At 37.7% G+C, this 26,206-nt stretch carries 20 protein-coding genes; 5 read left to right on the plus strand and 15 right to left on the minus strand.

Annotated features, from left to right (window positions below):
- Positions 1 to 35 precede the first annotated feature (35 nt).
- The 3 genes from CH364_RS02180 to CH364_RS02190 are packed head-to-tail and all read right to left on the minus strand — an operon-like array spanning position 36 to position 3,572.
- A complete protein-coding gene (locus CH364_RS02180) occupies positions 36 to 1,082 on the minus strand; it encodes an alpha/beta hydrolase (protein WP_100741983.1) in 1,047 nt (348 codons plus the stop codon).
- The gene (locus CH364_RS02185; RefSeq protein ID WP_100741984.1) at positions 1,082 to 2,587 is read right to left on the minus strand and encodes a DUF2779 domain-containing protein; all 1,506 of its coding nucleotides are present in this window, start codon (positions 2,585 to 2,587) and stop codon (positions 1,082 to 1,084) included. The genes CH364_RS02180 and CH364_RS02185 overlap by 1 nt, the downstream gene beginning before the upstream one ends.
- Positions 2,580 to 3,572 carry a helix-turn-helix transcriptional regulator gene (locus CH364_RS02190; RefSeq protein ID WP_100741985.1) on the minus strand — a complete coding sequence of 331 codons (993 nt, stop codon included), beginning with the start codon at positions 3,570 to 3,572 and terminating at the stop codon, positions 2,580 to 2,582. Before CH364_RS02190 ends, CH364_RS02185 begins: the two co-directional genes overlap by 8 nt.
- Positions 3,573 to 3,635: 63 nt before the next feature.
- Between CH364_RS02190 and CH364_RS02195 the strand changes: the two genes are divergently transcribed.
- A complete protein-coding gene (locus tag CH364_RS02195) occupies positions 3,636 to 4,400 on the plus strand; it encodes an LIC13411 family adhesin (RefSeq protein WP_100741986.1) in 765 nt (254 codons plus the stop codon).
- A gap of 2 nt (positions 4,401 to 4,402) precedes the next feature.
- On the opposite strand, the gene CH364_RS02200 is transcribed toward CH364_RS02195, so the two are convergent.
- The 6 genes from CH364_RS02200 to CH364_RS02225 form a co-directional block, all read right to left on the minus strand.
- Positions 4,403 to 4,765, minus strand: coding sequence for an LIC13410 family lipoprotein (locus CH364_RS02200; RefSeq protein WP_100741987.1), 363 nt, complete (start codon positions 4,763 to 4,765; stop codon positions 4,403 to 4,405).
- A 33-nt stretch (positions 4,766 to 4,798) separates the two neighbouring features.
- The gene (locus CH364_RS02205) at positions 4,799 to 6,052 is read right to left on the minus strand and encodes an MFS transporter (RefSeq protein WP_100741988.1); all 1,254 of its coding nucleotides are present in this window, start codon (positions 6,050 to 6,052) and stop codon (positions 4,799 to 4,801) included.
- Between the two features lie 3 nt (positions 6,053 to 6,055).
- Positions 6,056 to 6,736, minus strand: a complete 681-nt coding sequence (locus tag CH364_RS02210) for a biliverdin-producing heme oxygenase (protein ID WP_100741989.1) — start codon at positions 6,734 to 6,736, stop codon at positions 6,056 to 6,058.
- A 77-nt stretch (positions 6,737 to 6,813) separates the two neighbouring features.
- The gene (locus CH364_RS02215) at positions 6,814 to 7,944 is read right to left on the minus strand and encodes a hypothetical protein (RefSeq protein ID WP_100741990.1); all 1,131 of its coding nucleotides are present in this window, start codon (positions 7,942 to 7,944) and stop codon (positions 6,814 to 6,816) included.
- A complete protein-coding gene (locus tag CH364_RS02220) occupies positions 7,941 to 8,717 on the minus strand; it encodes a GNAT family N-acetyltransferase (protein ID WP_004786974.1) in 777 nt (258 codons plus the stop codon). The genes CH364_RS02215 and CH364_RS02220 overlap by 4 nt, the downstream gene beginning before the upstream one ends.
- 112 nt (positions 8,718 to 8,829) lie before the next feature.
- Positions 8,830 to 10,029 carry an acyltransferase family protein gene (locus tag CH364_RS02225; RefSeq protein ID WP_165782913.1) on the minus strand — a complete coding sequence of 400 codons (1,200 nt, stop codon included), beginning with the start codon at positions 10,027 to 10,029 and terminating at the stop codon, positions 8,830 to 8,832.
- 139 nt (positions 10,030 to 10,168) lie between these two features.
- Here CH364_RS02225 and CH364_RS02230 point away from each other — a divergent pair, with 139 nt between their 5' ends.
- Entirely contained in the window at positions 10,169 to 11,791 is a 1,623-nt protein-coding gene (locus tag CH364_RS02230; protein ID WP_125232003.1) for a hypothetical protein, read from the plus strand.
- Positions 11,792 to 11,810: 19 nt separating this feature from the next.
- Here the strand turns inward: CH364_RS02230 and CH364_RS02235 are convergent, their stop codons facing one another.
- The 6 genes from CH364_RS02235 to CH364_RS02260 all read right to left on the minus strand — a co-directional run bounded on the left by CH364_RS02235 (position 11,811) and on the right by CH364_RS02260 (position 20,389).
- Positions 11,811 to 13,517, minus strand: coding sequence for a hypothetical protein (locus CH364_RS02235; protein ID WP_100741993.1), 1,707 nt, complete (start codon positions 13,515 to 13,517; stop codon positions 11,811 to 11,813).
- Positions 13,504 to 16,323: a DNA polymerase I gene (gene polA, locus CH364_RS02240; protein WP_100741994.1), complete on the minus strand. Its 2,820-nt coding sequence runs from the start codon at positions 16,321 to 16,323 to the stop codon at positions 13,504 to 13,506. The genes CH364_RS02235 and polA overlap by 14 nt, the downstream gene beginning before the upstream one ends.
- Entirely contained in the window at positions 16,320 to 17,426 is a 1,107-nt protein-coding gene (locus CH364_RS02245; RefSeq protein WP_100741995.1) for a glycosyltransferase, read from the minus strand. The genes polA and CH364_RS02245 overlap by 4 nt, the downstream gene beginning before the upstream one ends.
- Position 17,427: 1 nt before the next feature.
- Positions 17,428 to 18,030: an ATP-binding protein gene (locus CH364_RS02250; RefSeq protein ID WP_243401205.1), complete on the minus strand. Its 603-nt coding sequence runs from the start codon at positions 18,028 to 18,030 to the stop codon at positions 17,428 to 17,430.
- A 98-nt stretch (positions 18,031 to 18,128) separates the two neighbouring features.
- Entirely contained in the window at positions 18,129 to 19,679 is a 1,551-nt protein-coding gene (gltX, locus tag CH364_RS02255) for a glutamate--tRNA ligase (RefSeq protein WP_100741997.1), read from the minus strand.
- Positions 19,676 to 20,389 (minus strand): hypothetical protein, encoded by a 714-nt coding sequence (locus CH364_RS02260; RefSeq protein WP_100741998.1) that lies wholly within the window; start codon positions 20,387 to 20,389, stop codon positions 19,676 to 19,678. The genes gltX and CH364_RS02260 overlap by 4 nt, the downstream gene beginning before the upstream one ends.
- Positions 20,390 to 20,628: 239 nt before the next feature.
- Here CH364_RS02260 and CH364_RS02265 point away from each other — a divergent pair, with 239 nt between their 5' ends.
- From CH364_RS02265 to CH364_RS02275, 3 genes are all read left to right on the plus strand, one after another.
- The gene (locus tag CH364_RS02265; RefSeq protein ID WP_100741999.1) at positions 20,629 to 21,999 is read left to right on the plus strand and encodes a DNA gyrase subunit A; all 1,371 of its coding nucleotides are present in this window, start codon (positions 20,629 to 20,631) and stop codon (positions 21,997 to 21,999) included.
- 6 nt (positions 22,000 to 22,005) lie between these two features.
- A complete protein-coding gene (locus CH364_RS02270) occupies positions 22,006 to 24,132 on the plus strand; it encodes a toprim domain-containing protein (RefSeq protein ID WP_100742000.1) in 2,127 nt (708 codons plus the stop codon).
- A gap of 159 nt (positions 24,133 to 24,291) precedes the next feature.
- Complete coding sequence (locus CH364_RS02275) at positions 24,292 to 26,193, plus strand: serine hydrolase domain-containing protein (RefSeq protein WP_100742001.1); 1,902 nt, start codon at positions 24,292 to 24,294, stop codon at positions 26,191 to 26,193.
- The last annotated feature ends 13 nt before the right edge of the window (positions 26,194 to 26,206 follow it).

The raw sequence follows: 26,206 nt of genomic DNA on the forward strand, positions 1-26,206 counted from the left end.
CGAATCCTTCCTTGTCGATTCTTGAATGGACTGACTCAGATTTTTCTTGCAGAAAAAAAACGTAATAAGGACTGAAAGAGGTCCTGCTCCGCTTCTTTGGCTTTGGGAATGAGACCGGTCAATTGGATGTAACCGTGGACAAGGGATGGGAAAAGCCTTTCTTCTACCTTTACCCCAGCGGATTGCAAGTGTTTGGCATAGGTTTCCCCTTCTTCACGGAGAGGGTCGTAACCCGCAACTCCAATGTAGGTAGGTGGGAGGCCTTTCAGCTCTTTTGGATCCGCCAAAACTGGGGAATTATTGTGTAAAAGTCGATCTTTGGGATTGGGAAGGTAGTTCTGGATGAACCATCTCATCAGTGATCTTGTCAGGACATACCCTTCTCCGAAGAGTTCATACGTTTCAGATTCTTTCGCTGTATCAAGCATTGGGTACAATAGTGCCTGGAAAACTGGAACTGGGACTTTGTCTTTTTTGGCTCGGAGGCAAAGTGAGGTGGCAAGTAATGCCCCCGCACTATCTCCGCAGACGGCGATCGCATTTGGAGATCCTCCAAAAAGATAGGCAGTATTGCGAACATATTGATAAGCAAGCCAAACATCGTCGTGAGCTGCAGGGTATGGGTGTTCCGGTGCCAAACGGTAATCCACTGCAACGACGATACTTTTTGTGTAATGAGACATTTTACGGCAAAAGTTATCATGTGTTTCTAAATTACCAATGGTGAGTCCTCCGCCATGGAAAAAAAGTATCGTGGGAAGATTTCTTTTTTGTGGGTTTGCGTTGTAGACTCGGATGGGAATGAAAGAGGCACTAGGAGTGGGAATGAGTTTGTCTTCGATATGAGCAATCGGAAATTCTGGCTCATCGAAGATCCGCATTTGATCGCGGTAATGCCTACGTGCCTTTTCTGGACTCATTTGTTCCATTTTTGGTAGGAACTTCGCAATGTTACATGCTAAAGCACAACGTGGATCCAATTGGTTGGTTTCCGGTTGGTTGTTCTTTCGAACCAAAGTGGAAATCCAATGTTCCGGTAACGAAAAGACAAGCTGTGCGACTGATTTTTTGATACCTAACATTAAATAACCGATAATCTTTCTTGTAACATTCTATAGATTAAAAACAAACCATAACTATCAAGTTTGCAATAAGCTATCAAATCCTCCAGAACACGTTTTTTTTCTTCGGCTGTCACCTGCTTTTTTATCAATCTTAAATATTGGTAATTTGCATCTTGCCCCTCTCGAATGGAAAGGCCTCCGTGACTTTCTGTACTAAAACAAGGCAGTATTTCCTTCAATGATGCTTTACCATTTTGGCCGGGATGGTAGATCCAAAGTTTTTTAAAGGGCATTGCAAGGTCGATAAACATCGATTTGACTCTTTCCCAGAACTCTAAAAACTCAGGGAAGGCAGTTGCTGTCTCTTGGATGATGAGTTTTTCAAAGAAATCATTGAAGGAGAAGATGGTGATCCCTTCTGGTAAGTCTTTTTGTAACTGAGTCATCACTGGAAAACGAGGATCTGTTCCCAGATCTTCGTGTAGATAGGTTTTATGTGTTAGTGTGTCTGATTCTGGATCCCAAATGTGTAAGGAATACAAGTAAGGAATGTGTTGGAAGGGCTTTGTTTGGGGATACAATGGGATATAGGGATTGATTGATTCAAAATCTAAAAAAGCAACAGATTTTGTCACATTAGAAAAGTAAGATTCGAAGGCTTTTCGATCAAAGTAAATATTTCCAGTAATATGAGCTTGTTTTTGTATCTTTTGGATGGGCGAAAGTTCTGAATCAGGAACTGTTTCGTACGAATTGTAACCCAAGGCAAACCATTGTTTGGCTAATTCGGAGCTGTCTCGGAAATCAAAGATTTCTTTGGCATTTTCTTTTCCTTTTGCACAATGACTTGGAGACAAGCAGGTTTTGAGTGACCGGCAACCGGGTTTGGATTCCAAAAAAGAATACAGTACAGTTTGTTCGTTTGTTCTATCTAATTCTTCTTGAAACTGTCTCCATTCTTCTTCTCTAGTTCCGAGTTCTGAATCCATTCTTGGAGTTATGTCTTCAATGAGTAGGTAGTCTTCCGGTTGGATTGGACCACCAGGATAAAGATATTTGGTTTGGATACGAATGAGTTTGTATCCTAGAATGTTTAGAGACATTCCTTCCGCCACTTGTTTGTGGAAAAACATAGAACGCATAATGTCTTGTTTGATGGAACCAATGGGTCGGAAATCCCATAGAATCCAACCTGCACGTTCGTTGTCGTATTCTAAGTATTCAACGGTGGACACAAATTTCCCAAAACGAAGGTGGGCATGGAAAATTGATTTTTTTTCTAAAATTAAATGTTCTGTTTTTTTGAAACTTTCTTCTTTTTCGAGTGTTTTATCGATAATTGCCGAGTTTTGAAACTGGTTTCTACAAAGTTGCAGAAAGTCAGTCCATTCCAGATAACCACCGTAAGATGTAGTAGATGGTTTTTGAACGATTCCATCTTTTATTAAATGGAACGCATTGTTACATCTTAAGTATTGTAAATACTGAGATTTGGTGATTGGGGTCAGCTTTTGATCAAACAAACTGATACAATTTTTCCCATTGGTTTGTATAGGATTGGAATGTTTCTTTCCAAACTTCCGAGGTAGCGACAAGAGCTTCCGGGGAAAGGACAAAAAATTGAAATAGGGCATTTTGGTTTGTGGTCCTGACTCGGTATTCGTTATTTACTTTTTCGAAATTTGACCCTTCTAAAAACAATTTCCAACGATCCTCATATTCGGGATGGATTTGAATTGTAATTTCTGATTCTGGATGTTTGGAGAGTAACAAAGGATGAAAATTTAAATCTTCTTTTGTAATTTTAAGATTGGATTGGAATTCTTCTTTGGATTCTTTTTTGACTGTAATTTTAGGGAGGATGAATCTTCGTAATGACTTTTTACCTCGGTCATACGCCAGTAAATAGAAGTCTGTAGTATTCTTTCGAACGAGTCTGTAGGGTTCTATGGTCCTTTCTTTTTCTTCAAAACCGTATTGGATAGTGAGCGCTCGTTTGTCTTTGATAGCCTGAAGGATTTTTTCGGTATGAGAAGAATCGAAAGTTTCTTCTGTTTCTGAATTTACTTTTGGTTGTTTTGCAAATTTGGGAATGAGATCCAAATGATGGGAAAATAACTTTTGTGAAAGGCTTATCCCTTCGGTGCTAGGTTCGGTAGCAAACAAAACCTGTGAAAGATATTCTAACTCTTCTTTGGTGAACTTTAGTGTGCGATCGATGGATTCTTTTTCTAAATAATAAGGAAAATAGTCTTCTGATTGGTAACCAAACTGAGCCACTTTGATATTAAATCCAAGGCTCTTTAATTGGTTTAGATCTCTATAAAGTTTTTTACGATCTGATTCGATATCCTCGTTTTTATAGAACCGAGGCATGATATTACGAAATTTTTGGAAACTAATTCCTTTGGGTTCACGGAGTAGATTGAAGAGCAAAGCGAAGAGACGAACTTCCGTCTCATTCATTTTTTTCACTTCGATCATTGGAAAGTCTTCAAAAGAAGTCATATCTTCCCAAATTGTTTGTTTTTTTGATTCCGAAAAGTAGAAAATGAAAAAAACTGGAAAAGAATGCGAACCATTGGACTCCTTCTTATCCTTCCTTTTTTTCTGCAATGTGCCACTTATTGGAAAAATCGTAAAAACGATTTCCAAGACATAGTCACTGTTGGCGCGGAAACACCGATGTATGGAGCTGCCCTTAAAGTAGGGCCATTGCCTATCGGTTTTGTTTTCCAAGGTGGAGAATCTGAGATGGGTAAAAAAGATTTGGGTCGTGGAGTGGGCCTTCGGGGAGGGCAATTTGGCACATACCATTCCCAACAACTCGTCTTTGGTATATTAGGTGGTGAAAGCTTTCATTCCGGATTGCCACTTTTGGACGCTAAAGGGAATTGGCTTGTTGATAAAAAAGGAATCCCTCTTACTAGCGACGAACGTGCCAATGTAAAAAGTTATAAGATGCGTTATTACTCTTATATTTATGATCCGGTCAAAGATCGAAAGAGAAGAAAAAAGGAACATTTTCGTCGTGAGTTAACAAAAGACATTGTTGCCTCTACTGGCCAAAAAGAATTTTTAGTCTACTTACCTGAGGAAGATTTAAAACCTTTTGGATATCCACCTGGATATTCTTGGAATGTAGAAGTGACAGCTGGTGTTTATGGTGGGGCTAGACTTGGATTTAATGTTGCGGAAGCTTTTGATTTTTTATTAGGATTTACCACCGTTGATTTGTTAGATGATGATGTGGAAGGAAAAGTCAAACCAAGTTTCCCTGGTTTTCCTTTTCCCGCTCCTACCGATGCGGAAACAGATTCTACATCAGATGAATGATTTTATAGTTTAAAATCTTTTGCAGTAATTTTGTTTTTGGGATCAAATGTGAGCTTCAAAAACTTTTCTACTGTATCTGGTTTTTCTTTTAAAGTGTAATACTGTTCTGGAACATCACGGTCTTCAGCAAAATACCATACCATCACAGTTCCACTTGGATCAGATGATTTTTCTGTCGATTTGCCAAGAACAGCTTCTGTTTTTACCAAACCATCCCCCACTTTAATCATATCGATTTCTAATTTGCGAAGTGCCGTGTGTGGATGAACTTTAGTGCTTCCAGCTTGTACTTTGTTTCCTGATGTACAGGAAACTAAAAACAAAACGGAAGCGAGTGTGCTGAGAATCAAAAGTTTTTTGATCATAAACCCTTACCTTAGATGGACTAAGGAAAGATTCTACAGGATGGGATCAGGGTTGGCAAGTGATATCTTTTCTCTTTCTTCATCGATTCGGTTCATTTTTCCCAAAATCTTTTTGAAAAATGGAATGGTTAAAAAAACGAGTCCTATCTCCAAAAAACCAAAGAAAAAAGAAAGTGCAGAAAAACTATAAGCAGGTGGCAAAATTGATTCAAAGACCAATTGCATTTGTACAGACACCACGGGCCCAAGCATAAAACCAAGAGAACCCACTCCCGTAAAAGCGGACATCGTGGTAGCAGTTAGTCCTGGTTTAGACATTTTACTCGCAAGCATCATGGAAGGAACAAACATCACACCAGCACCAATTCCACAGATGAGTAAAAATGTAAATAGGTACCAATATTCATTGGTGGTTCCCGATAACCCGAGAAAAATTCCATAAATGGTGGACCCAACAAGTACAAGTGGTAAAACGCCTGTTTTGCGAGAAAGTAGAGCTGATGGATAGGAGAGTAAACTCATAGGAAAAAGTACAAGTCCTAAGAAAACTCCGAGCATTCCAGGGTGGAAGGCGAGTGTTTCTCGTAAGTGTATATTAAAGGAAGAAATAATAAAACCAACAGTAAAACGGTCGATAAAGTTAAATAAAAACGGAACAAACAAAAATGGGTTTTCGAAAATGGCAACTTTTAAGTCACTCAGCTTAAAATCTTTTGATTTATGGATTCCTTTGTCTTTTAACATGAGTAAACTCATTAATCCAACAAAGATGAGGATTCCCGAACCTACATAAAATGGCAAAAGAGGATTCTTTCTTCCTAGAATTCCCAGTGGCATTCCAAAAGCTCCACCCAGGGATAAAAACATCCCCGTGATCCCCATAAGGATTCCTTTGCCATAGTAACGTTTGTTCTCCGGATCATTTTCGCGATCCGCTGCGGAACTAAGTAAAAGCCCAATGATAAAGATATGAGCGGCACCTTCTAGGAATCTTAAAAATAGAAAAAGTCCCATATCGGTGACAATGGTGAGTAAATAAAAAAGTCCAGCGTCCAAAAAACAGAAAAAACTTATGAAGTACTTTCTGTTTTTAAAACGATCAGAAATGATTCCCGCAACCGGTGCAAAAAGAAAGGAACCAAGCATGGGAATACTTGTAAAATACGCAACTTCCCAATTGGAACCGAGCAACCGATCCTTTACAACATCCTTTACTACCGGCACAATCATTGTAACCGGTAACATAGATAAAAAAACTAAAGTGACTAAAGTATACGGGAATCCCAAAAATTAACCTGCTGGTAAAAGAGTTTGGTAACGATCCATTCCGATATTTTCTTTTAGATCGGAATCGAGCTCTATAAACAAAAACTTATTTAAATCAAAAGTGGCATTTGCTTCTGCCAATAGTTCTGCTTTTTGTGCTTCGTTCAAAGGGAGAGTGTCCAAGTTTTGACGATAAATTCCTTTGAAAGCCATAAGGTCTTCGATTTCAGGAAATTCATAAAAAGCAGTTCCTTCATTTCCTTCTAATTCAAAAGTTTTTGCTACTACTTTTTTGATGGATTGGCCACCAGAAAGGTCCCCCAGATAACGGACGTAAGCCTGTGCTACGAGTAGTTCCGGTTTTGTTTTTGCAGTATTTTTGATATGATCAATATAGTTTTGTGTGGCTTTGGAAATAGAACCACGAAGTTTAGTTCCGAATTTTTTTTGAAAACTAGCGATGTCTTCTTTCAAAGAATTTTCACGAAAGAGAGCTGGAAAGTAAAGTTTAGAAAGGATAGGGTTTTCTTTATTTTGGCGGTAGAGTTCTTCCATCACTGCATAAACGGAGTGAAGGCTTTCCAATTGGTAGGTGTAAGTTTGGGCATCAAGGCCACCTCTAAAAATCGCACGAATATAAGGAACCTTTTCAGTTTCCTGGTGTTTGTCGGCAGTTCCTTCTCGTAACATCATTGCTATAGACATAATGGCTCCTCTTCATATATGAGAATCAATCTCATATATGACACTACCCTGACAATTGCCGTTGGTGTCAAAGAAAATTATAGAGAATCTTCCTGGGTAGGGGTTTTCCAAAATTCCAAGGGAGTATGGGCCCTTTGTTCTGGGTAAAGAAAGTAGGAAAGAAAAAATACCAAAATGGAAACAAGGATACCAATAGTGGCGAGAACCACATCCTTTCCCACTTTGCGAAACGTGTCTAGATAAGGTAGGTCTTTGTAAGTGATGACGTTCAGGATGATTTCCCGACCTGCGAGGAGTCCGAGGAAAGCCCAGGTGGTGGACATGGGAACATTACTGATGTATTGGAAAAAGAATAACAAACTTCCATACACTAAATCGACTATGGTGGCAGCTTTGGCCCATTGGATGTCTGATTTTTCAGAAACCACTCTTTGGATGGTGCCTCCATTGGTGCGAATGATGATGAGTAAGGCAACGATCAGGATGAAGACGGCCGTAAAAAATTCGATGATACCCAATTGACGAGGCAAAAAGACGGCAATGTTTGCTGTGTCTTGTAATAACCAAGCCACCCAAAGATACATTGTCGAAAGCCATTGTAACCTAGACCACCTGCGTTCAGATACAGGATCAGGGGTATGGACTTCATGGTATTCGTGAGGGTCTACTTTCACTAGGATGGCCCAAACGACAATGGCCACAAGGAAGGCGAGTCCATAACCAAAAAAAGATTTAGTTAACATTTGATCGATGCTTTTGCCACCAAACAAACCTAATACGAGAAATGTTGTAGAAACAGGAGCCCTGAGTCTTGTAATGACAACGAGTAAAACAGGTGCTAGAAGTTGGAGTAGGTTGAATTCTTTGGTTTCGGGAATGGAATCTAACCTGTGGAAATGAATTTCACCACCATGTAAAAACCAAGCTACCAAATGAACGAAAAATAAAAGACCACCGAAAACGAGAATCTTTTGTAGCCAATGAACTGATTTTTTACTCTCGATAAATGTTCCGATGGTTTGGACTGCATCGTTTCCGGCCACAGAAAACGATGCAATCGCAAAGGAAAACCATCCTAGATAATACCGAGGAAACCCCAGGAAATAACCGGCACAGATCGTAAGAACTAAAAAAAGGGTAAAAACGAAAAATCGAATTTGATCCTTTTTTGTTGGGTGCTGGTAATCTATTTCCTGGTTAAGACTCATGCATTCATATAGTGTTTCGCATATCTCTCCGTAATTTCCTTGCGGTCGAAAAGAATAAACACATCTGTAGTACCAAAAACAGAATCCAGTGCAGGAATTCCACAGATTTTAGCACCCACTCGGAGGTATCCTTTCAAAAGTGGAGGGATATTTTTGGAGATCGATTTTGGATCTTCAACATGGAAATTAGCATCAAACCCAGGGAGAACAAAGTCTGGGTTTGGATACACACGAAATTCTTCTGGTGCAATGGCATCTTTTGCTTTTAAAAATCCGTATGATTGGGAAGCAACTCCAGCATCAGTGGAGTGGATGGATCCACAACCCATCAAGTAGCGAACATTATGTTTATTCATGAACTCAGCAAGACCTTGCCAGAGTAAAGAGATCACTGAACCATCACGGTAGTCAGGGTGAACACAAGAACGTCCTACTTCGGCAATCTCATCTGGGAGATTGTAAATAGAAGTAATATCAAATTCATTTTCACTGTAAAAACCAATTCCGTTTTTTGCATTTTGACGTGTTAAAATTCGGTAGGTTCCAACAATTTTTTTATCATCAGTAGATTTATCGATTACGATTAGGTGGTGGCAGTACAAATCGTACTCGTCACGATCCTTTCTCGTTGCAGAAGATTGTGGCAGACCTTCTCCCATTTCTAAGTTGAAAACTTCGTATCGTAGTGCAAGTGCTCTTTCAATTTCTAGTTGGTTTTCTGCCAACCGAACTTCTAGGATTCGTTCTGTTTTGTTGATTGTATTTGGTTTCATCGGATTTTATCCTCTTGTTTATCTACTGACACGTTAAAATGAATCAGTTACGATCATGTGACAATAAGGTAAAAATCGGATTTTGTTTCCGAGGAGAGAAGTTACATTTTGATTACAATGCTTTGTGTTTATCCTTTATCATGATAAATGGATATTCAATCACTCGGTATAATATAACACCTACTGAAATACTAAGTAACATATACCCGATAAAGTAAATTATATAGAACACTGAATTTTCGAGGTAATCTGGTTTTGTTAGTTTTAAATTTCCGAGGATCGATAAGACTGTCATATGCCAAAGGTAGATAGTAAAACTAATTCTCGCTAATAAGGTCATGGAACTTTTGTATAGCGCACCAATTACTGTATTATACGAAAAATCTTTTAGGTTTAAACAAGCGATTACAAGAGATCCGAAACCTAGATTTATCAAATTATTTTTAAAGGTGACTGCCATAAAAGAGTCATCCTTACGAATCAAATGACTCAAGACAATAAGCAGAAGGAATATTGGCAAAGTGATCGAACTTTTGAGAAATTTCGATTTTAGAATTTCTGGTTTATATTGACTCCAATATGCGATTATGATCCCAACAATGAATGCATCGTAACGAGTTTCAGTTGAGTAATACATTTTTTCAAATTTATTCGTTACGTCATCGGAATAAAAATAGAAAAGTCGAAACAAAAGGGCAATAAAATAAAGTGATCCCAGAAATGTCATCGTATGTTTCGGATACTTAAACAAGACAAATGTCATAAAAAATGGGATACAAAAGTAGAACTGTTCTTCGACAGACAATGACCAAGTATGGACATGAAGATTTTTAATATAATTCCCTACAAATACAAAGTCTGCCCATGAGGCACGAAACATTGACTTCAGGTCAATATACGCACTTAAAATACTTAAGTCAGTAATTCCTTTTTTCTCAATAGCATTTTCGATTAGCAGGATTTGCAAAAAAGTTAAAAGCGCAATCGTAGTAATAAAGAAATAATAACCTGGAAATATTCTGAGAACGCGGTTTCTGAAAAACCTCTTAAAACTCATGTCTTTTCCATTTTTATGTGCCCTGAAAAGTTGTTCAGAAATTAAGAAGCCGCTTAATACAAAAAAGGCATCCAAAGCAGAGGAAAAATTCGAGAAGAAAAGGAAGAGATGCGGGTTAACGATAATAGCGTCTTTCGCTACTGTATGGGTAAAGTGAACCAATAGCACTAAAATTATCCCAATCCCTCGAATCGTATGGAGGCTCAAAATTTCACGTGGATGAGGATTCGTTAGGTGACGGAAATACTTTTTCATGTTTTTGACAATCACTTCCTGGATGATTTCGCATGTCAAGTCCATAGCTTTAGAAAATTGTAATTTAATAAGATATAATTGATTTACATCTGTTAGGTTTTTTTGAGAGTAGTTTTTGAGTTAGCTCATGGAGAAGATTTTGCGGATCATTCTAAAATTTTCAATTCTACTTGCGATCGCATTTTGTTTTCAGAAACTGATCGCATTCGCTAACGCTAACCAGGCTAGGATTTTGTTTGAAAATCTGTCTTTTTCTGCTACAGATCCACCGTTAGTTGGACCTTGGCTTTATCGGGATATTTATTACCAGTTAGGTTGTTTTCTGTTATTGTTAACCACTGCTTTTTTGTATCTTTTTGTTTTGCCTGACACTCTTTGTTTGCACAACACAAGAATGAAAAATCTAGTCTTACTCATTTGGATGATAATTTTTCTGTTAACAATTAAGTTGAAACCGGATACATACTCTCCATTTAAAAAATACCTCGTAATTTCCTTTGCAACTGCCCTTTACCTTGTATTGGTATTTCATCATCAGCTACTTCGGGATTTTTATGAGTGGGTGATTTCTCGCATAAACCTGACCATTTTTCTAATAGTGATGATTAGCACCTTTCAAAGGTTTATCGCATTATATTTTGATCCTTTTTTTCTTGCAGAAGGTGATGACCCGAAAACATACTTTTCTGCGGCAAAGGCACTTTTGGAAGGAGAGGATTTTTTGCAAGGTTCGTTTAGTAGGGGAATGACTATATTTCTTTATTATTGTTTTAGAATGTTTGGTGAAGGGCAAGTCGTTCCGAAAATTTTAATGATTTTAATTGGAGCCGTTGGTTTGTATTGTTTGTTAAGTTTTATTTTGGGCTACACAAAAAAAAAGGCAGTTGTTGTGTTGGTTGGTCTGTTTTATTTGCTTTCTAGCCACTACGTCTCCTTCTCTAATCAGTTTTGGAATGAAAATTTATTTCATCCGTTTTTTTCAATGTATTTGTTTCTGTTTTATCGACTCAAATCTGAATCAAGTAGTTATTCAAAAGTCCTCTTTTGTTTCGGTATTCTGCTTGTTGTTTTTGTTCTAACCGAATTGCGATCTTGGTTCCCTATTGTTTTTATTTTGTCGGTTCTAATATATTTGATTAGCAATCGAAGACGTATTTCTCGAGCAGTTATGCCTATTACTATTTTGCTTCTGTTTTTTGTTATTAATGTTGCATTTAAAGGGAAAGTTGATAGACCATCACCTCTCTTTGCCAGTACTAACATGGAATTTAATTTTTTAGTGGGGAACAATCCTTATGCTCAAGGAACTTATTCTCGTCATTGGTTTACTTATTCTGAAGAAATTAACTTAAGCCAAAATAAGGATGAAATATTTAGGAATGTCCTATTTGCAAATTTAAAAAATCCTAATATTTTGATTCATAATTTATGGAAAAAAACTGTTCTTTGGTTTTGGGGAGCCGGTGGACCTCGACCTATCTCAATTTATTATCAAAATCCGTTGTCATTGTCTCAGACGTTATACCGTTCTCTATTAACTGTATTTCTTTTTATTGGTATATATCGATCTCTAATTGATAAAGATTTTTTGATCGGTTCTATGTATTTAATGATTTTTTCTGTTCATTTAATATTTTTTGCTGATTATCGATTTACTCTCACCGCAATGCCGTTGCAAGCTATTCTCGTTTCTTATGGTCTTCTTTTTATTTGGAACACTAATTGGTTCCAGAATGCTTTTCTAATCCAAAGAAAAATGTAACAGGTTTGAAGGCAGAAAACTACTTAGAGGCATCGAAGCAGCTTTGATTCATCTTTGGTCGGAAGCTGAATACTCTCATTGGATTATAAGAAATGACTGGATTTAGAAGTTTTGTCTTGGCATAAATTGCTAAGTAACCTTTGAAAGAGCAGACAGTAGATTCTTTGTCATTTAGCGTAAAGTTTGGACTATACTTTTGATTTAAGATAAGAGTTTCTCCTTTTGATAAGGAAGCAAATTCAAATTGATCAGGTTTCCATAATTTTGGAGTGACCTTTTCTTTTTTCGTTAATAAATAAAATTCACCTTTGTAATCCTTGTCAGAAATTGTTTGGTTTGTAAAGTAGAAGGTTAAGTTTTCATAGAAATCATTTGTGGATAGGTTTGTGATTAAGGCAGGTAACATTCGAGAATCCGAACCATAATCGGGTACAGTGGCAACTGTGATCGGGTAAATATTTTGGTTTTCAATGCTTAGATTTGGCAAGGGAAGGACAAAGATTTCTGATAAAAACTTGGTGTTCATTCGTTTCGTATCTTGGGTATGAAAGAAGAAACAAAGAATTGTGAGGATTCCTAATACTTTATGAAATCTTGGTGGAACTAAATTCCAAAAATTTTGAAAACCAGCCGCCAAACACCAAACATATAAAAAAACTACACTGAGACTCCAGCGTGGATACACTCGTTCCCAGGAATAAATGGGTAAGTGTTCTAAAACTGACGCTGGTGAATAAGGGGAAATATTTCCCATCATCATCCATAAAACAAGTATGAGTAGAAATAATACTGATGCCATCTTCTTCTTTGTGAAGAAAAGAAGGGGAAAAAGATAAAGTGGAAACTGCCCTAAATAGTTTCCATATTCCCAATACCGATATTGCATTTTAGAAAGAGAATTTGATAGAAGTGGGTGTTGGGAAGAGCCAAAAAAAATAAGATAAATATCATTTAAGGAAAGTGTAAACGTGTCTGCTACAAAGTATCTACCCACTGAATGAATGAATTGAAACATGGGGATCCACTTAAAAGAGAGGAGGATTAAAACAGTTACAGCTAGAATTGTGATGTTTAAAATACTTTGTTTTGGTGACGCGGAAATGAAAATTTCTCGGGAAACCAAAAAGAAAAGAAGAAAAAAACACTGTGTGAGTGGATATATACTTCCTTCGGATAACAATATGTAGGTGATTGTTGCAATGCTAAGACCGATTTCCCAGTTTCTTTTTTGCACAAAGTATAATGTATAAAAAACTAAAGCAGGTAAAAATAAAGCTGGGATTTGATTTAAATGCCCTGCATAAAACTTTTGAAATACAAATCCAGAGAATTGGAATAGAAATACAAAGAGGAGTGAGGTTAAATTGTTGGACTTCGTATAAAGTCGAAAGGAATGGAAATTCAGAAATCCGGAAATGAAAAAGTAAACTAAAAAACTTAGTTTTAGTGCGGTAAGTGTTGGAAAGAAAATAACAAGTAGATGAGTGAAACTTCCTATTTTACTTGTTGGGTTTTCCCAAACAGGAAACCCGGCTCCATAATATGGATTCCATAACGGAAAATTTTGAAATTCTAAAAAAGATTTTCTTAAAAATTCGACATGGAAACTATACATATCCCAGTCGAAACGACCATAAAGGTTGTTTGTTTCGAATAGGACTTTTGTATTCCAAAGATAGAATGTAAAAAATAAAAAAACAAAGGCTAATGGCCTAATGCGCTTCATCCCAGTTCCCGCCAAACTTTCCTTGGGCGACGATGGGAACTTTTAACTTCATTGAAGATTCCATTTCGTCTTTGGCCATTTGGTAGAATTCTTTTTTTTCCTTTGGATCCACTTCGAAAACAAGTTCATCATGAACTTGTAATAAAAGTTTAGAATGAAAACCATTCTTTTTGATTTTGTTTTGAATTTGGATCATCGCTAACTTGATCATATCGGCAGATGTACCTTGGATGGGGGAGTTGATCGCTACACGTTTAGCCGCTTCACTCGCCATTTTGTGTTTGGAATTGATGTCTGGCAAATAACGTCTACGACCAAGGAGGGTTTCCACATAACCATGTTCTTTACAGAATTCAACAATCTCTTCCATATAAGTTTGAACACCTTTGTAAGTGGCAAAATACTTTTCGATAAATTCTTTTGCTTCTTTACGGCTGATCCTTAAATTATTGGAAAGACCAAAAGAAGTAACTCCATAAATGACTGAAAAGTTTACTACTTTTGCTTTATTTCGCATATCGGAAGTTACCTGGTCTTCTGGGACTCCGAAAATTCCTGCCGCAGTTCTTTTGTGGATATCTGCTCCCGATTTGTAAGCATCCATCATTTGTGGATCATTAGCAAAATGGGCCATAATTCTTAGCTCAATTTGGCTATAGTCAAGAGATAGAATTTCGTATCCTTTTTTTGCAATAAAACCTTTTCTGAGTAATCTTCCTTCTTCATCTTTGATAGGAATGTTTTGTAAGTTTGGGTTTGTAGAGGACAATCTACCAGTCGCAGCAATCGTTTGGTTGTAACTGGTATGGATACGACCTGTTTTGGGATTGATGAGTGTTGGCAGTGTGTCTGTATACGTAGATTTGAGTTTTGAGAATTTACGAATCTCTAACAGGTGATCTATGATGGGATGGGTTCCTTGCAAAGATTCCAAAACGGAATGGTCTGTGGAATACCCTGTTTGTGTTTTTTTCTCTGCAGGAAGTCTTAAATCTTCAAATAAAACTGTTTGTAATTCTTTCGTTGAATTGATGTTAAAAGTTCTTCCTGCATAGAAGTGAATGTTCTTTTCATGTTCTTTGATTTTTGCTTCAAATGTTTTAGAAAGAGATTCAAAATATCCTTTTTCTACAGTGATTCCTTCAAATTCCATATCCGCCAAAGTAAGAAGTACTGGCATTTCAATTTCAAAAAAAAGTTTTTTATGGATTCCTTCTTCCATTTTTGGGGAAAGTACATTATGCAGTTGTAGGGTAATGTCTGCATCTTCGCATGCATATTCAGAAATTCGTTCGGGATCAATATCGTATAAATTCTGTTTTTTCTTTCCAGTTCCAACTAACTCTTCGTAAGTGATCGTTTTGTAATTCAAATAGTCTACAGCCATATCATCCATATTATGGCGGCGTTCCCCTGGATTCAAAAGGTAAGATGCTAACATGGTATCAAAATAAATTCCTTTTAGTTCGACTCCATAATTTCGTAGCACTAAAAGATCATATTTAATGTTTTGTCCCACTTTTTTCCATTTGGGATCTGTTAACATCGGTTTTAAAACATTGAGTCCTTCTTCGGGTGAAGGGAGGAGGTGGCTGTAGATGGACTCCGGATGGGAGAAAGCAACATAGTAACCAACCCCAGGTTCCTCGGAAAAAGAAACTCCTAATAATTCAGCAAGCATTGGATCTTGGGAAGTGGTTTCTGTATCTACGGAGATTGGTTTTTTGGGATCCAGTTTTGCTACAATTTTTTTCAAATCATCTAAGGTTTGAATTCGTTTGTAATTTTTTCTGTCAACCGCAGAACCTTTGTTTGGTTTTATTTCGGGTTCTGTATCACTAGTTTCTTTTGATGATTTTTTACCTTTTTTAGTTGTTGTCGATTCGGAAACTTTATCTTTGGAATCTCCATCGCCGGCAATTGGAATTCCCGCTTGTTTGGCAAGATCACGGTGAAGGACATTGTATCCTTCGTCTTTGAAATATTGTACCTTCGCCGGATCATGATAATTCGGTATCTTTAAGTCACTTTTTTTGATATCGAGTTTGAGATTTGTGACAATTGTTGCGAGTTTTCTAGATAAAAATGCATTTTCTTTATCAGCCGCTAACTTATCAATCAGTGATTTGTTTTTTACCTGGTCTAACTTTTTGTAAATGGTTTCTAAGTTTCCAAATTCTTGGATGAGTTTAGCAGCACCTTTTTCACCCACTCCTTTGACACCAGGAATGTTATCGGATGCATCACCCAAAAGACCCATATAATCTGGCACTTGTTCTTTAGTGATTCCTATATTTGTTTCTACCCATTTTGGATCGATCTTTTCAAATTCGGAAACTCCCCGTTTCCCACGTAACATGTGTATGTTTTTGTCGAGGACTTGGTATAAATCTTTGTCACTCGAAAGAATCACTATTTCTTCAAAATCTTTTCCAAATTTTTTGCATAAAGACCCAATGATGTCGTCGGCCTCGATTCCATTCATTTTATACATAGGAAATTCCAAAGCCTTTAACATTTCGTAAATTGTATGAAGTTGAGGTTTTAAATCCTCAGGCATTGGTTTTCTATGAGCTTTGTAATCTTCATACAAATCATTTCTTTCGAGTCTTGTTCCAGGATCAAAGGTAAAGGCAATGTGAGTTACTTTTTCGTCTTGAAGGAGTTTGAATAACATCCTCCAAAATCCAAAGACTGCTCCGCTGGGGAGACCTGTTTTGGAATTGGTTAGGTTGGAAGCTGCAAATGCAAAATAAGCTCGGAAAGCTAATGCATGGCCATCAATGATAAGAAGTCTTCCACTCATATTCCTTCTCCGTACAAAGTATCTCCTAAAAAGGAATAATAGATTAGTTTTGTTTTTTCAACTGTTTTGGTAACAGAAAATCGTTTTACTGAAGATTTGTTGAAAGCTCCGAACTTGGTTCTTAATTCTTCTGATCCAACTAGTTTGTCTAGACCCAAGGCAATACTTTCCGAATCGCCCACCGAACAAACATAAGCTCCTTCATTATGATCTAACATTTCTCCAATCCCACCTCCGTTCGTAGCAACAATGGGAAGAGCCGATGCCATCGCATCCAAAACAGAAGTTCCTAGACCTTCTTCTTTTGAAGTGAGGGTGAAAATGTCGAATAAAGAGAGGAGTGCAGGAATATCTTTTCTATATCCAGTAAAAATAACTTTATTAGAAATTCCTAATTGTTCTGCTTGTGTTTTTAATTTGTTTTCTAGTTTTCCATCACCAACGATCATTAGTCGGAAGTCAATATTCGTTTTCATTTTTGAGATTGCATTTAGAAGAGTTTCTTGGTCTTTGTGATCGACTAAGGCTGCCACATTTCCGATGATGATACATTTTTTTGGAATGTGAAATTCTTCTCTTAAATATTCGTGTGGAGCAGATTTCGAAAATCGTTTTAAATCAATTCCAGAATAAACGGTGATAATTTTTTCAGGTGCAATTTTACTTTCAATCATCACAGCTTTGATTTTTTGCGAAACAGGTAGATAATAATCGTTAGCTGGGTGTTGGTATTTCCATCGTGAGAAAAAACTGGACTTTGGTTTGAAATCCACTCTTCTTGAAACAATCAACGGAATGTTTAAATGGTTTCGTTTCGCAAGTAATGCAAGTGTATGTGCATGTGCTGTATGAGTATGAATGAGTTTTATGTTCTTTGAGATACAGAGGGATCGAATATTCTTATATGCTTTTCTGTCCCATTCCCCACGCATTTCGATTGGTATAAATTCGTAACCGTTCTCTTTGCATTTTGTTTCTAAGGGAGAACCAGGTTGTCCTACAACAATTTGAGGAATTTTGAAATTGGTAAGTCCTTGGACTAAATAAAAAAGCTGTTGTTCTCCGCCACGCCACTCGCGTGAAGTATTGATATGAAGGATCAAATTATAAGTGTTTGGAACGGTCGTATTCGAGTGCGATGATGGAACCCATAACTTTGAATCCCGCCGGTGCTTCGTCTACCATTCCTTCTCCGTGAAACATTACTTTAACGGAGTCCATCATGGCATTGATAATTTTCAATCCTTTTCCCATGTTCTTATGTTTTTGGCTGGAACCATTATAAGGAAGGGTGTCCGGTTTTTTACTTTGGTGATTTTTGATATGGTCGAGGAAGGTACTAAAACATTGAGATTGGTTGGACCGAAGAAGTTCTTTGTCGGTTTCGGGAAGCGATCCTTCTTCCGATAATCCTGATCCATAATCTAAGATATAAAGAGTGAATTTTGAGGAGTCAATCCTCCAGCGACAGATGATGGTTTCATCGCAATGACAAGATACATTGGCAGATACTGCGTTTGTCAGTGCCTCATCAGCAGCAAGTTCAATGTGCATGACATTTTCTGTGTTGAAGCCATTGTCTTCCAAGGTTCGTTTGAGTTCTTTTCTGAAATGTTTAACGGAAGACATGTCAGGAGGTAAAAACATCGCATACGACCCAGGAGAGGGGCATAGCAAATACGGTAAAACTTCTGATGGTGCTGTCAACTGCCGCTTTTTCCCCCTCTCTTACTCATATTACACGAACAAGAGGGAGAAAAAAAGTCAAAAATCCTTTAATTAGGAAATGCTTAGGAAAAAATTTCCTAAATGGAGATCCCGAGAGCCTTTGCTAGCTGCTCCATTCGTTTGAGAAGCTTCTCTTGGCCAAGTAGGCTAAAAAGGATGGGAAGTTCCAAACCATGAGATTTCCCCGTTGTGATGGCCCGAATGGGCATAAAAAGAGTCCTACCTTTTTCCCCAGTGGTTTCTCCTGCCTTTGCCATGGCTTCTTTGTATTCATCTGGAGAGGTGAGTGGTTTTGCTTTCACCGTTTGGTAAAAAGCAGAAACTACCGTCTTGCCATTTCCTTCCAAAATCAGTTGTTTCGCTTCTTCATTTTCAAATTGGAGATTTTCTAAAAAGAATTCTTCGATGTAGGGTGGAGCTTGTATGAGTCTGTCCAAATACACACGCACTGAATCTAAAATGGAAAGGAGTTGTGGATTGGTTCCTATTTTGTATTCTTCTGGAATTTGGCAGTCTTTCAGAAAGGGTTCGAGTTCCTTTCCTAAAGTTTCTATTTTTACATCACGGATGTATTTATTCGACATCCAGTTGAGTTTTGATTTCGGGTTTAGATATTCTGCAAGTCCGAGAAGGGATAACTTATTGAAATCAACTGTTTCCTTTTCTTCTTCTTTGAGTTTTTTGAACACATCAAAGGTAGCAGGGGATTTGGAGCAGCGTTCCACATCAAAGACGGAACAAAGTTCCGCATCACTCATATATTCTTTACCATCAGGCGAAGTCCAACCGAGGAGTGCCATATAGTTTCTCATGGTATCACTGGAATAACCTAAGTCGCGGAAGGCAAGGACGGAGGTAGCTCCCGCACGTTTGGAAAGTTTTTTCCCATCGGTTCCTACAATTTCACTCGCATGAGCAAAACGTGGAAGTGGAAATCCAAAGGCTTCAAATATTAAAATTTGGCGAGGGGTATTGGAAAGATGTCCCACTCCGCGAATCACATGAGTGATTTTCATGAGTGCATCATCGATCACCACAGCATAGTTATACGACGGAAACCCATCGGACTTCACAATAATAAAGTCACCAATGAGTTTGGATTCAAACTTTACTTTTCCTTGGATCATATCATCTACGATGACAATTTTATGAGGAGTTTTGAATCTTACTGTAAAAGGAATTTTTTTCTCAATTTGAGATTGGATTTCTGCATCAGTAAGGTCTGAACATTTCCCATCATAGATGTATGGAATTCCCATCGCATCGGCTTGTTTTTTTTTGCCGTCGAGTTCTTCTGCAGAACAAAAACAACGATACGCTTTTTTTTCAGAGATCAGTTTGTCTGTGTATTCTTTATAAATATGAATTCTTTCCGATTGAGTGTATGGGCCGTTCGGGCCACCCACACCTGGACCTTCATCCCACTCCATACCAAGCCATTTCAAAGATTCTAAAATAATTTTGAAAGATGCTTCTGTGGAACGATCTTGGTCAGTGTCTTCAATACGAAGTAAAAACTTTCCTTTTTTTGCTTTCGCATATAAATAATTAAATAAAGCGGTTCTTGCTCCTCCTACATGGAGAAATCCGGATGGGGACGGGGCAAAACGAGTGCGAACTTCTGTCATTTCATTTCCTCTTTGAGTAAAAAGTCTCCGATCCGTTTATAACCAAATGGTTCTTTTGTTTTAGAAGTAAGTCCATTGGTGTATGGCGGAACAAAGAATATCTGTGTATCATTTTCTTTATAGATTAGTTTAAAAAATAGTTTATCGGATTCTGTTTCGTTTAATTCATAACGAAGTTGTAGATAGTCATAATGATTGGATATATGTTCCGATTTGATTGTACCAGCTTCTTGTTTGGAAAAAACTGTGGAGTTGGCAAAAAATTCCATACTTCCCAAACTATGAGACCAACGACTATCACCGCCAAGTTCGGAACGAATTCCTTCTTCAAGGAGTTGTGCTGTATCCCCACCTAATTCAAATATGTCGAATTCTTCGATGGAAGATTTAATTTCATTGGAATTGTTTTTGTTTTCTAATAGGGAAGTAAGAGTTGAACCCTTGGTTTCTGAAAAATAAGAGTTGGTATAAAAAAAGAAAATACGTTTTTCTGAGTCTTCTTTTTTGAATTTTCCTACTTTTCGATTCCAAATGATCTTATAAGATTCAAAAGGTTCGTTTCCAAACTCAGCTTTGATTTTTGATAATAAGTTACTGTCATAAGCAATGAAACTGAGCTCAATTTTCTCTGCATATCCGACGGATTTGCCAGGTTCCCATTCAATGAATCGGAAGTGAGATGAACCTTCTCTAAAGAAAGTTGAGTTCATTTTTCTAGGTGATTTGATGTATAAAACGGAAGCCGGAATTTCTGAAATTGACTCTCTAGTGATGAGTGATTTCAGGTTCTGGCAGTTGGATCCAGAAAAAAAAATCAAAGTACATAAAAGCCAATAGAATCGGGAGTATACTTGAGTTTCTGGGGACATAGACCGGTGCGTATCGCCAGTCTAAAAAGGGAAAACCGCTTGACAAGTCAATTCACCCCATCCCTGTGTCATTTGGAACCATGAAGAACGAAGAACAGTATCCGAAACGCCCCTTTGAAGACCAAGTGAATGATGACCAAAGGAAATACTCTCGCTATGTATGCGATTCAAGAGCCATTCCGCAAGAAATTGATGGTCTAAAGCCTGTTCAACGGAGGATTTTATGGGCGATGTGGAACTCGGATGCTCGTAACCGCCATACCAAAACGGTAAAAGTGGCAGGACTTGCCATGGGATACCACCCGCACGGTGACCGTTCCATCCAAGACGCCCTTTCCCAAATGGCACAAGACTTTGCTTTTGCTAATAACTATCCGCTCGTACATGGAGAAGGAACTTTTGGTGACGTTCTCGATCCGAATGCAATTGCTTCCCCTCGTTATACGGAAGTCAAACTTTCCGACTTTGCGAAAGATTTAGGATTCTTTGAAAGTTTACCGGACATTGATTATGTCAAAAACTACGATGAAACCGAAGATGAACCCATTCATTTTGTAGGAAAAGTTCCAGTTGTACTCTTAAATAACATCCAAGGGATTGCAACGGGGTTTCGTTGTTTCATTCCTGCACATAAACTCAGTGATGTCATCGATTCTCAAGTGACTTATTTAAAAACTGGAAAACCTAAAAAAGTCACTCCATGGTACAAAGGGTACGGTGGAGAAGTGAAGTTGTCCAAAAATGACAACGGTAGCACTGTGATGTCCACTACCTTCGGATTTAAAAAAGAAGATGGAAAATTGTTTCTCGTTGATGCTCCGATGAACTGGAACCGAGAAAAGGTAGTTAACCATCTAGATGATTTGATTGAGAAAAAAGACAATTGGCTAAAAGACTATGTGGATCATTCCAGCCAAACATTTAAAATCGAACTCGTTGCGAAAAAAGGGGAAGAACCTTCTGAAAAAGAAATCAAAGAACTTTTTTCTAAAGAAAACAATGAAGTTTTAACGATCAACGTCATCACTCACGAGGGAAAACTTCGTAACTTTGTCCCTGAAGAAATTATCAAACGATTCTGTGATTTTAGAAAAACTCATCTCATTCGTCGTTTCAAACGACTCGCAGGTCTCGAAAAAGAAAAGATCGATCGAAATTCGGAACTCATTCGTTTTATCAAAGAAAAATGGAACGAAAAAGTAACAGGGATTAAATCTAAAAAAGAATTCGAAGACAAATTGAAAGCAGCGAAGTTCGTTTATTTCGAATGGTTGAGTTCCATTCCTGTGTATCGAATGACTTTGGAAGAAGTTCGTAAATGTGAAGATGCCATTGTAGAAGCAAAAACAAAATACACAGAGTATACGGCATTACAAAAAGATGATAAAAAACTCACCGGTTTTATGACCGATGAACTTGATGAACTGAAGAAAAAATGGGATCCGAAATAAATAGTTATGGCTCAAAAAACTGAAAAAACCTCAGGAAATTCGCGAAATTTTAAGAAATTATCTCACGTAGAACACGTAAGAATGAGGACAGGGATGTGGCTTGGCCAAAACTCTCTTTCCACTTTCGAGCAACATTTTTTTACCAAGGACAGTGCGGGAACGTATGAAGTGTCCCACGAAGAGTTATCTGACATTCCGGCAAAAATTAAATGTTTAGATGAAGCTTGTATGAACTGTGTGGATGAGTACAGAAAAAACTTAAACGACAAATCCATTCCAGAAAAAGACAAGATGAACAAACTCATCGTACAATTGTCTACTGATCGCAAACGAGTGACCATCCAAGACAATGGTCGTGGAATTCCTGCTGACAATGCAGAAGGGGTTTACCTCCATTTGATGTATGGAGAAAACTTTGATGATATTGCAAAGGAAGATCATGTCGCCGGACAAAACGGAGTAGGGATTTCTCTTGTTAGAATGGTGTCCTCTTTTTTCAGAGTAAAAACCATAAATGGTGGGAAAGCTTATAAAAAGATGTTTAGCATTCATGATGATGCTAAAAAAGTCATTCGTAGTTTCAAACTTCAAAAAGAAGATATGGAAAAAGTGTTTTTGTATTTTGATGAACACGGAACTTTTGCTGACTGTCCTCTACTTTCCGCTGACCAAATCAAACAACTGAAAGCTCCTTGTGACAAAACCGGAATGACAGCAGTTGTGGAAACAGCAAAAAAGGAAGACCACGGAACCACGGTTGAATTTGAATTAAACCCTGCTTATTTTAATAACCTAGATACTACTTTTAACATTAATTTGGTGAAACAATACCTGCAAGACATTGCGATGTCAAATCCAGGACTCGAAGTTGTATTCATTCACAAAACGGGAAAAGAAAAGTACAAATTTAAAAAAGGTTTTGATGAGATTTTTAGTAACTCCGAGATGGTTTACTATAAATTAGATTATGCAGATAAAACTTCTGCTTCACAAATCCATATGGAAACCTATGTGGTTTTGGGCCAAAATAAAAACCTAACATGGGTGAACTCCATTTTTTGCCCACAAGGTGGATCTGCCATCGAGTATTTAGAAAACAGACTTTGTGATGAGGTTCGTAAAAAATCACAAATTGTAAGTTTAGAAAAGAAACTCAATACACAATGTACGCGAAACGATGTAAGAAATTGTTTTCATATGTATGTGAACCTTCGTATCCTCAATCCACGTTTTAAATCCCAAGATAAATCTTACCTCATCAATGACTTAAATGAGGACATCCGAAAGTCTGTGGACAAACATCTCGACAAACTTTTGAAAAAAACAGGTCTAATCGAAGAAATTAAGATGGTGATGGAACGTAGGACCCAGCTGAAACAGCTCGAGGACGCGCAGAAAGGCCTCCGTAAGGCGTCTCGAAACAATATCCCTAAGCTGATGCCTCCGACTGGCAAACCAAACGATCCAGGCCGAATTCTATTTGTGGCAGAAGGGGACTCGGCGATTGCGGGTTTACGCCCTGCAAGAAATCCAAAGTTACATGGACTTTTCCCACTTCGGGGAAAACCACTGAACTGTAAAGGGATGTCTCTTGCAAAGGCTATGCAAAACGAAGAAATGAAAAACATCGTTGCCATCGTGGGCCTTCCTCTAGACCAAAAAGTAAAGTCCATTGATGAACTTCACTACGATCGAATTAGTATCATTACCGATGCAGATTTTGATGGATATGCCATTCGGTCACTCATGTTGTCTTTTTTCTATGAGTATTGGCCCGAACTTTTTGATTTGGGTTTTATCAATATCTCTGCTGCTCCACTTTACGAAGTGGATGTGAAGTGGAAAGATGCAAAAAAAGAAACTGTATTTTGTATTGATGATTCCGACTACGACAAGTTAGTTGTTCGTGTTAATAAACAAGGTGCCGAAATTACTCGTAAAAAACGAAATAAGGGACTTGGGGAAACAGGAAAAGAGGCAATGAAATATGCCGTCGACCATTGTATGACCACCATTACAGTGGGAAACAAAAAGACTGCAAAAAATACACAAGACCTTTGGTTCCACAAAGACTATGCGGAAAAACGTAGGGAAGCAATTTCTGAATACTCAATGAGTGTGATCCAAGACTAATGTTTTTCTTTTAAAACTTTTGCCGACAAACAAAGCCAAACGAAGGGGATTTTTGTAGTTCTTTCCGTTTGGCATAGCGATCACTCCTCATTCCATAGGTCTTAAGGGTTTTCCAATTTATAAGCTTGCCTTCGATTTCTGATTCGTAATTTTTAGGGGATGAATCCTGGGTCTCCTAAAAAAGTTAAGCCTTCAACAAAGTCTTTATCTAAGACCAAATCAAAAGAAAAGGAAGAATCGATTCTACCTTTTCATCCACTGCCTTTATTTTTTCCAATCCCCGTTTCTTTAAATCGTAAATCAAAATCCTTTTTCTTAATTTTAAATATTTTTATTTTTTTTCAATGTTCTTCTCTACAAGAAAAACCCAATGCAGTTTATCACAAAAACTTATCCGCAACAGAAAAAGTGGTTTCATCTAAAATAGAAGAATTGCAGAAATCCGGAATCAAATCCTTATCATTCATGTATATGTTAGGTGATGGTGTAGTCCATTCTGGAACTTTGGGAATAAACAATAAAGACCAGATACATAGGTTTAAAATTGGAAGTATCACCAAACTTTTTACAGGAATTGCACTTTTGCAATTACAAGAGAGAGGTAAACTTCGATTAGATGATCCGGTATCCAAATACTTACCGGAAATAAATTCGATGCCCACTAGAGAGCTAAAATATCGCGAAATCACCATTCGAGACATTTTAACCCACCAATCGGGATTACCTTCTGATTTGGCTTCCGGTTTTTTCCTTTCCCCAGATGCAAAAGAACCTGAGATATTAGCTGCTTTTCGTACCCTCCCACAAACTCTACCTTTGACGGAAAGAAACGAACCTGGGAAAACCCATTCCTATTCCAATTATGGATTTGGACTTTTGGGAAATATCATTGAACGTACATCAGGCGTTGGCATTGAAGAATACTTCCAAAAGAATATTTTTATGAAAGCAGGAATGAAACATTCCACCTTGTTAGAGTTAAATGACGGTTCAGAGTTAGTATCTGGATATTCTGGTTTACTTTGGAAAACAAAAACACAACTGCCTGTGATTCGTGATTTGACGGCAGGTTCTTTATCGACCACCGGGGAAGATATGGGGCTTTTTATGAAGGCATTCTTCCAAAGCAAAAGGGGAGGTGGCTTACTTTCAGAAGCCAGTTTTTCTGAATTCCATCGTATCCAAAACGGCCCTAGTTCCAATTTTCAAATGAAACTAGGTCTTCCTGTTTTGATAGAGGAAATGGTGAGTGGAGAAAAATCCATATGGATTTCCGGTCACTCTGGATCCTTACCACCGTTTTTTGCAGATTTGGTGTATGAACCAGAATCCGAAACTACAAGTTTTATTGTGGGAAATACTCTGAGTTTTGCAACAGGATCCATCCGACCAACGAACAAAGAATTGTTGGAAATTGTATACGAATACAAAACAGGATTGAAATTAGAATCTCCTCCTTTGCCAGAACGCAAAAACCAAAACCGTTTAGATGGTTTTTATGGCCTTTATGTTTCTCCTTTGAGTGTTCACGAAGTAAAACCCGGCAATCCACCTAAAATTGAAATGATGGGTTTTGACTTTGATTTGGTGGAAAAAGAAAATCGATTCGGAACCAACTTACGTTTGTTTTTCGGTTTGATTCCTATAAAAGATAAAACATTAGAATCTATGCGGATCGAATTTGAACCCTGGGAAGGGAATTCTGTTTTTACTTTGTATTCACTAAATGCTGCCAAAGGAAGTTGGGGTTTTGGAGTTTTGGTCCGACCTGATTACCGGTTGCCAGAAAAATCTTTTTTTACAACTTATAAAACGAAGGATCCGTATTCACTCATTTCCAGAGTGGAGCTTAAAGTAGATAAACGTGGATTTATCAATGCAAAAATTTATTATTTGTTAGGTGGTATGGAAAATACTAACCAATTCCCTTGCCAATTAGAATCAGAATCCACACTTCGGATATTAGGTTTTGGTCGCAATTTAGGGGAGAGGATGGATCTAAAAAAAGTGGATGGGAAACCGGTGCTCGTATATTCGGGGATTCAGTTTTTGGGGGAATAAGGGGCAGGGGTAG

This window comes from Leptospira harrisiae, from assembly GCF_002811945.1.
In the GTDB taxonomy this organism is placed as follows: Bacteria; Spirochaetota; Leptospiria; order Leptospirales; family Leptospiraceae; genus Leptospira_A; species Leptospira_A harrisiae.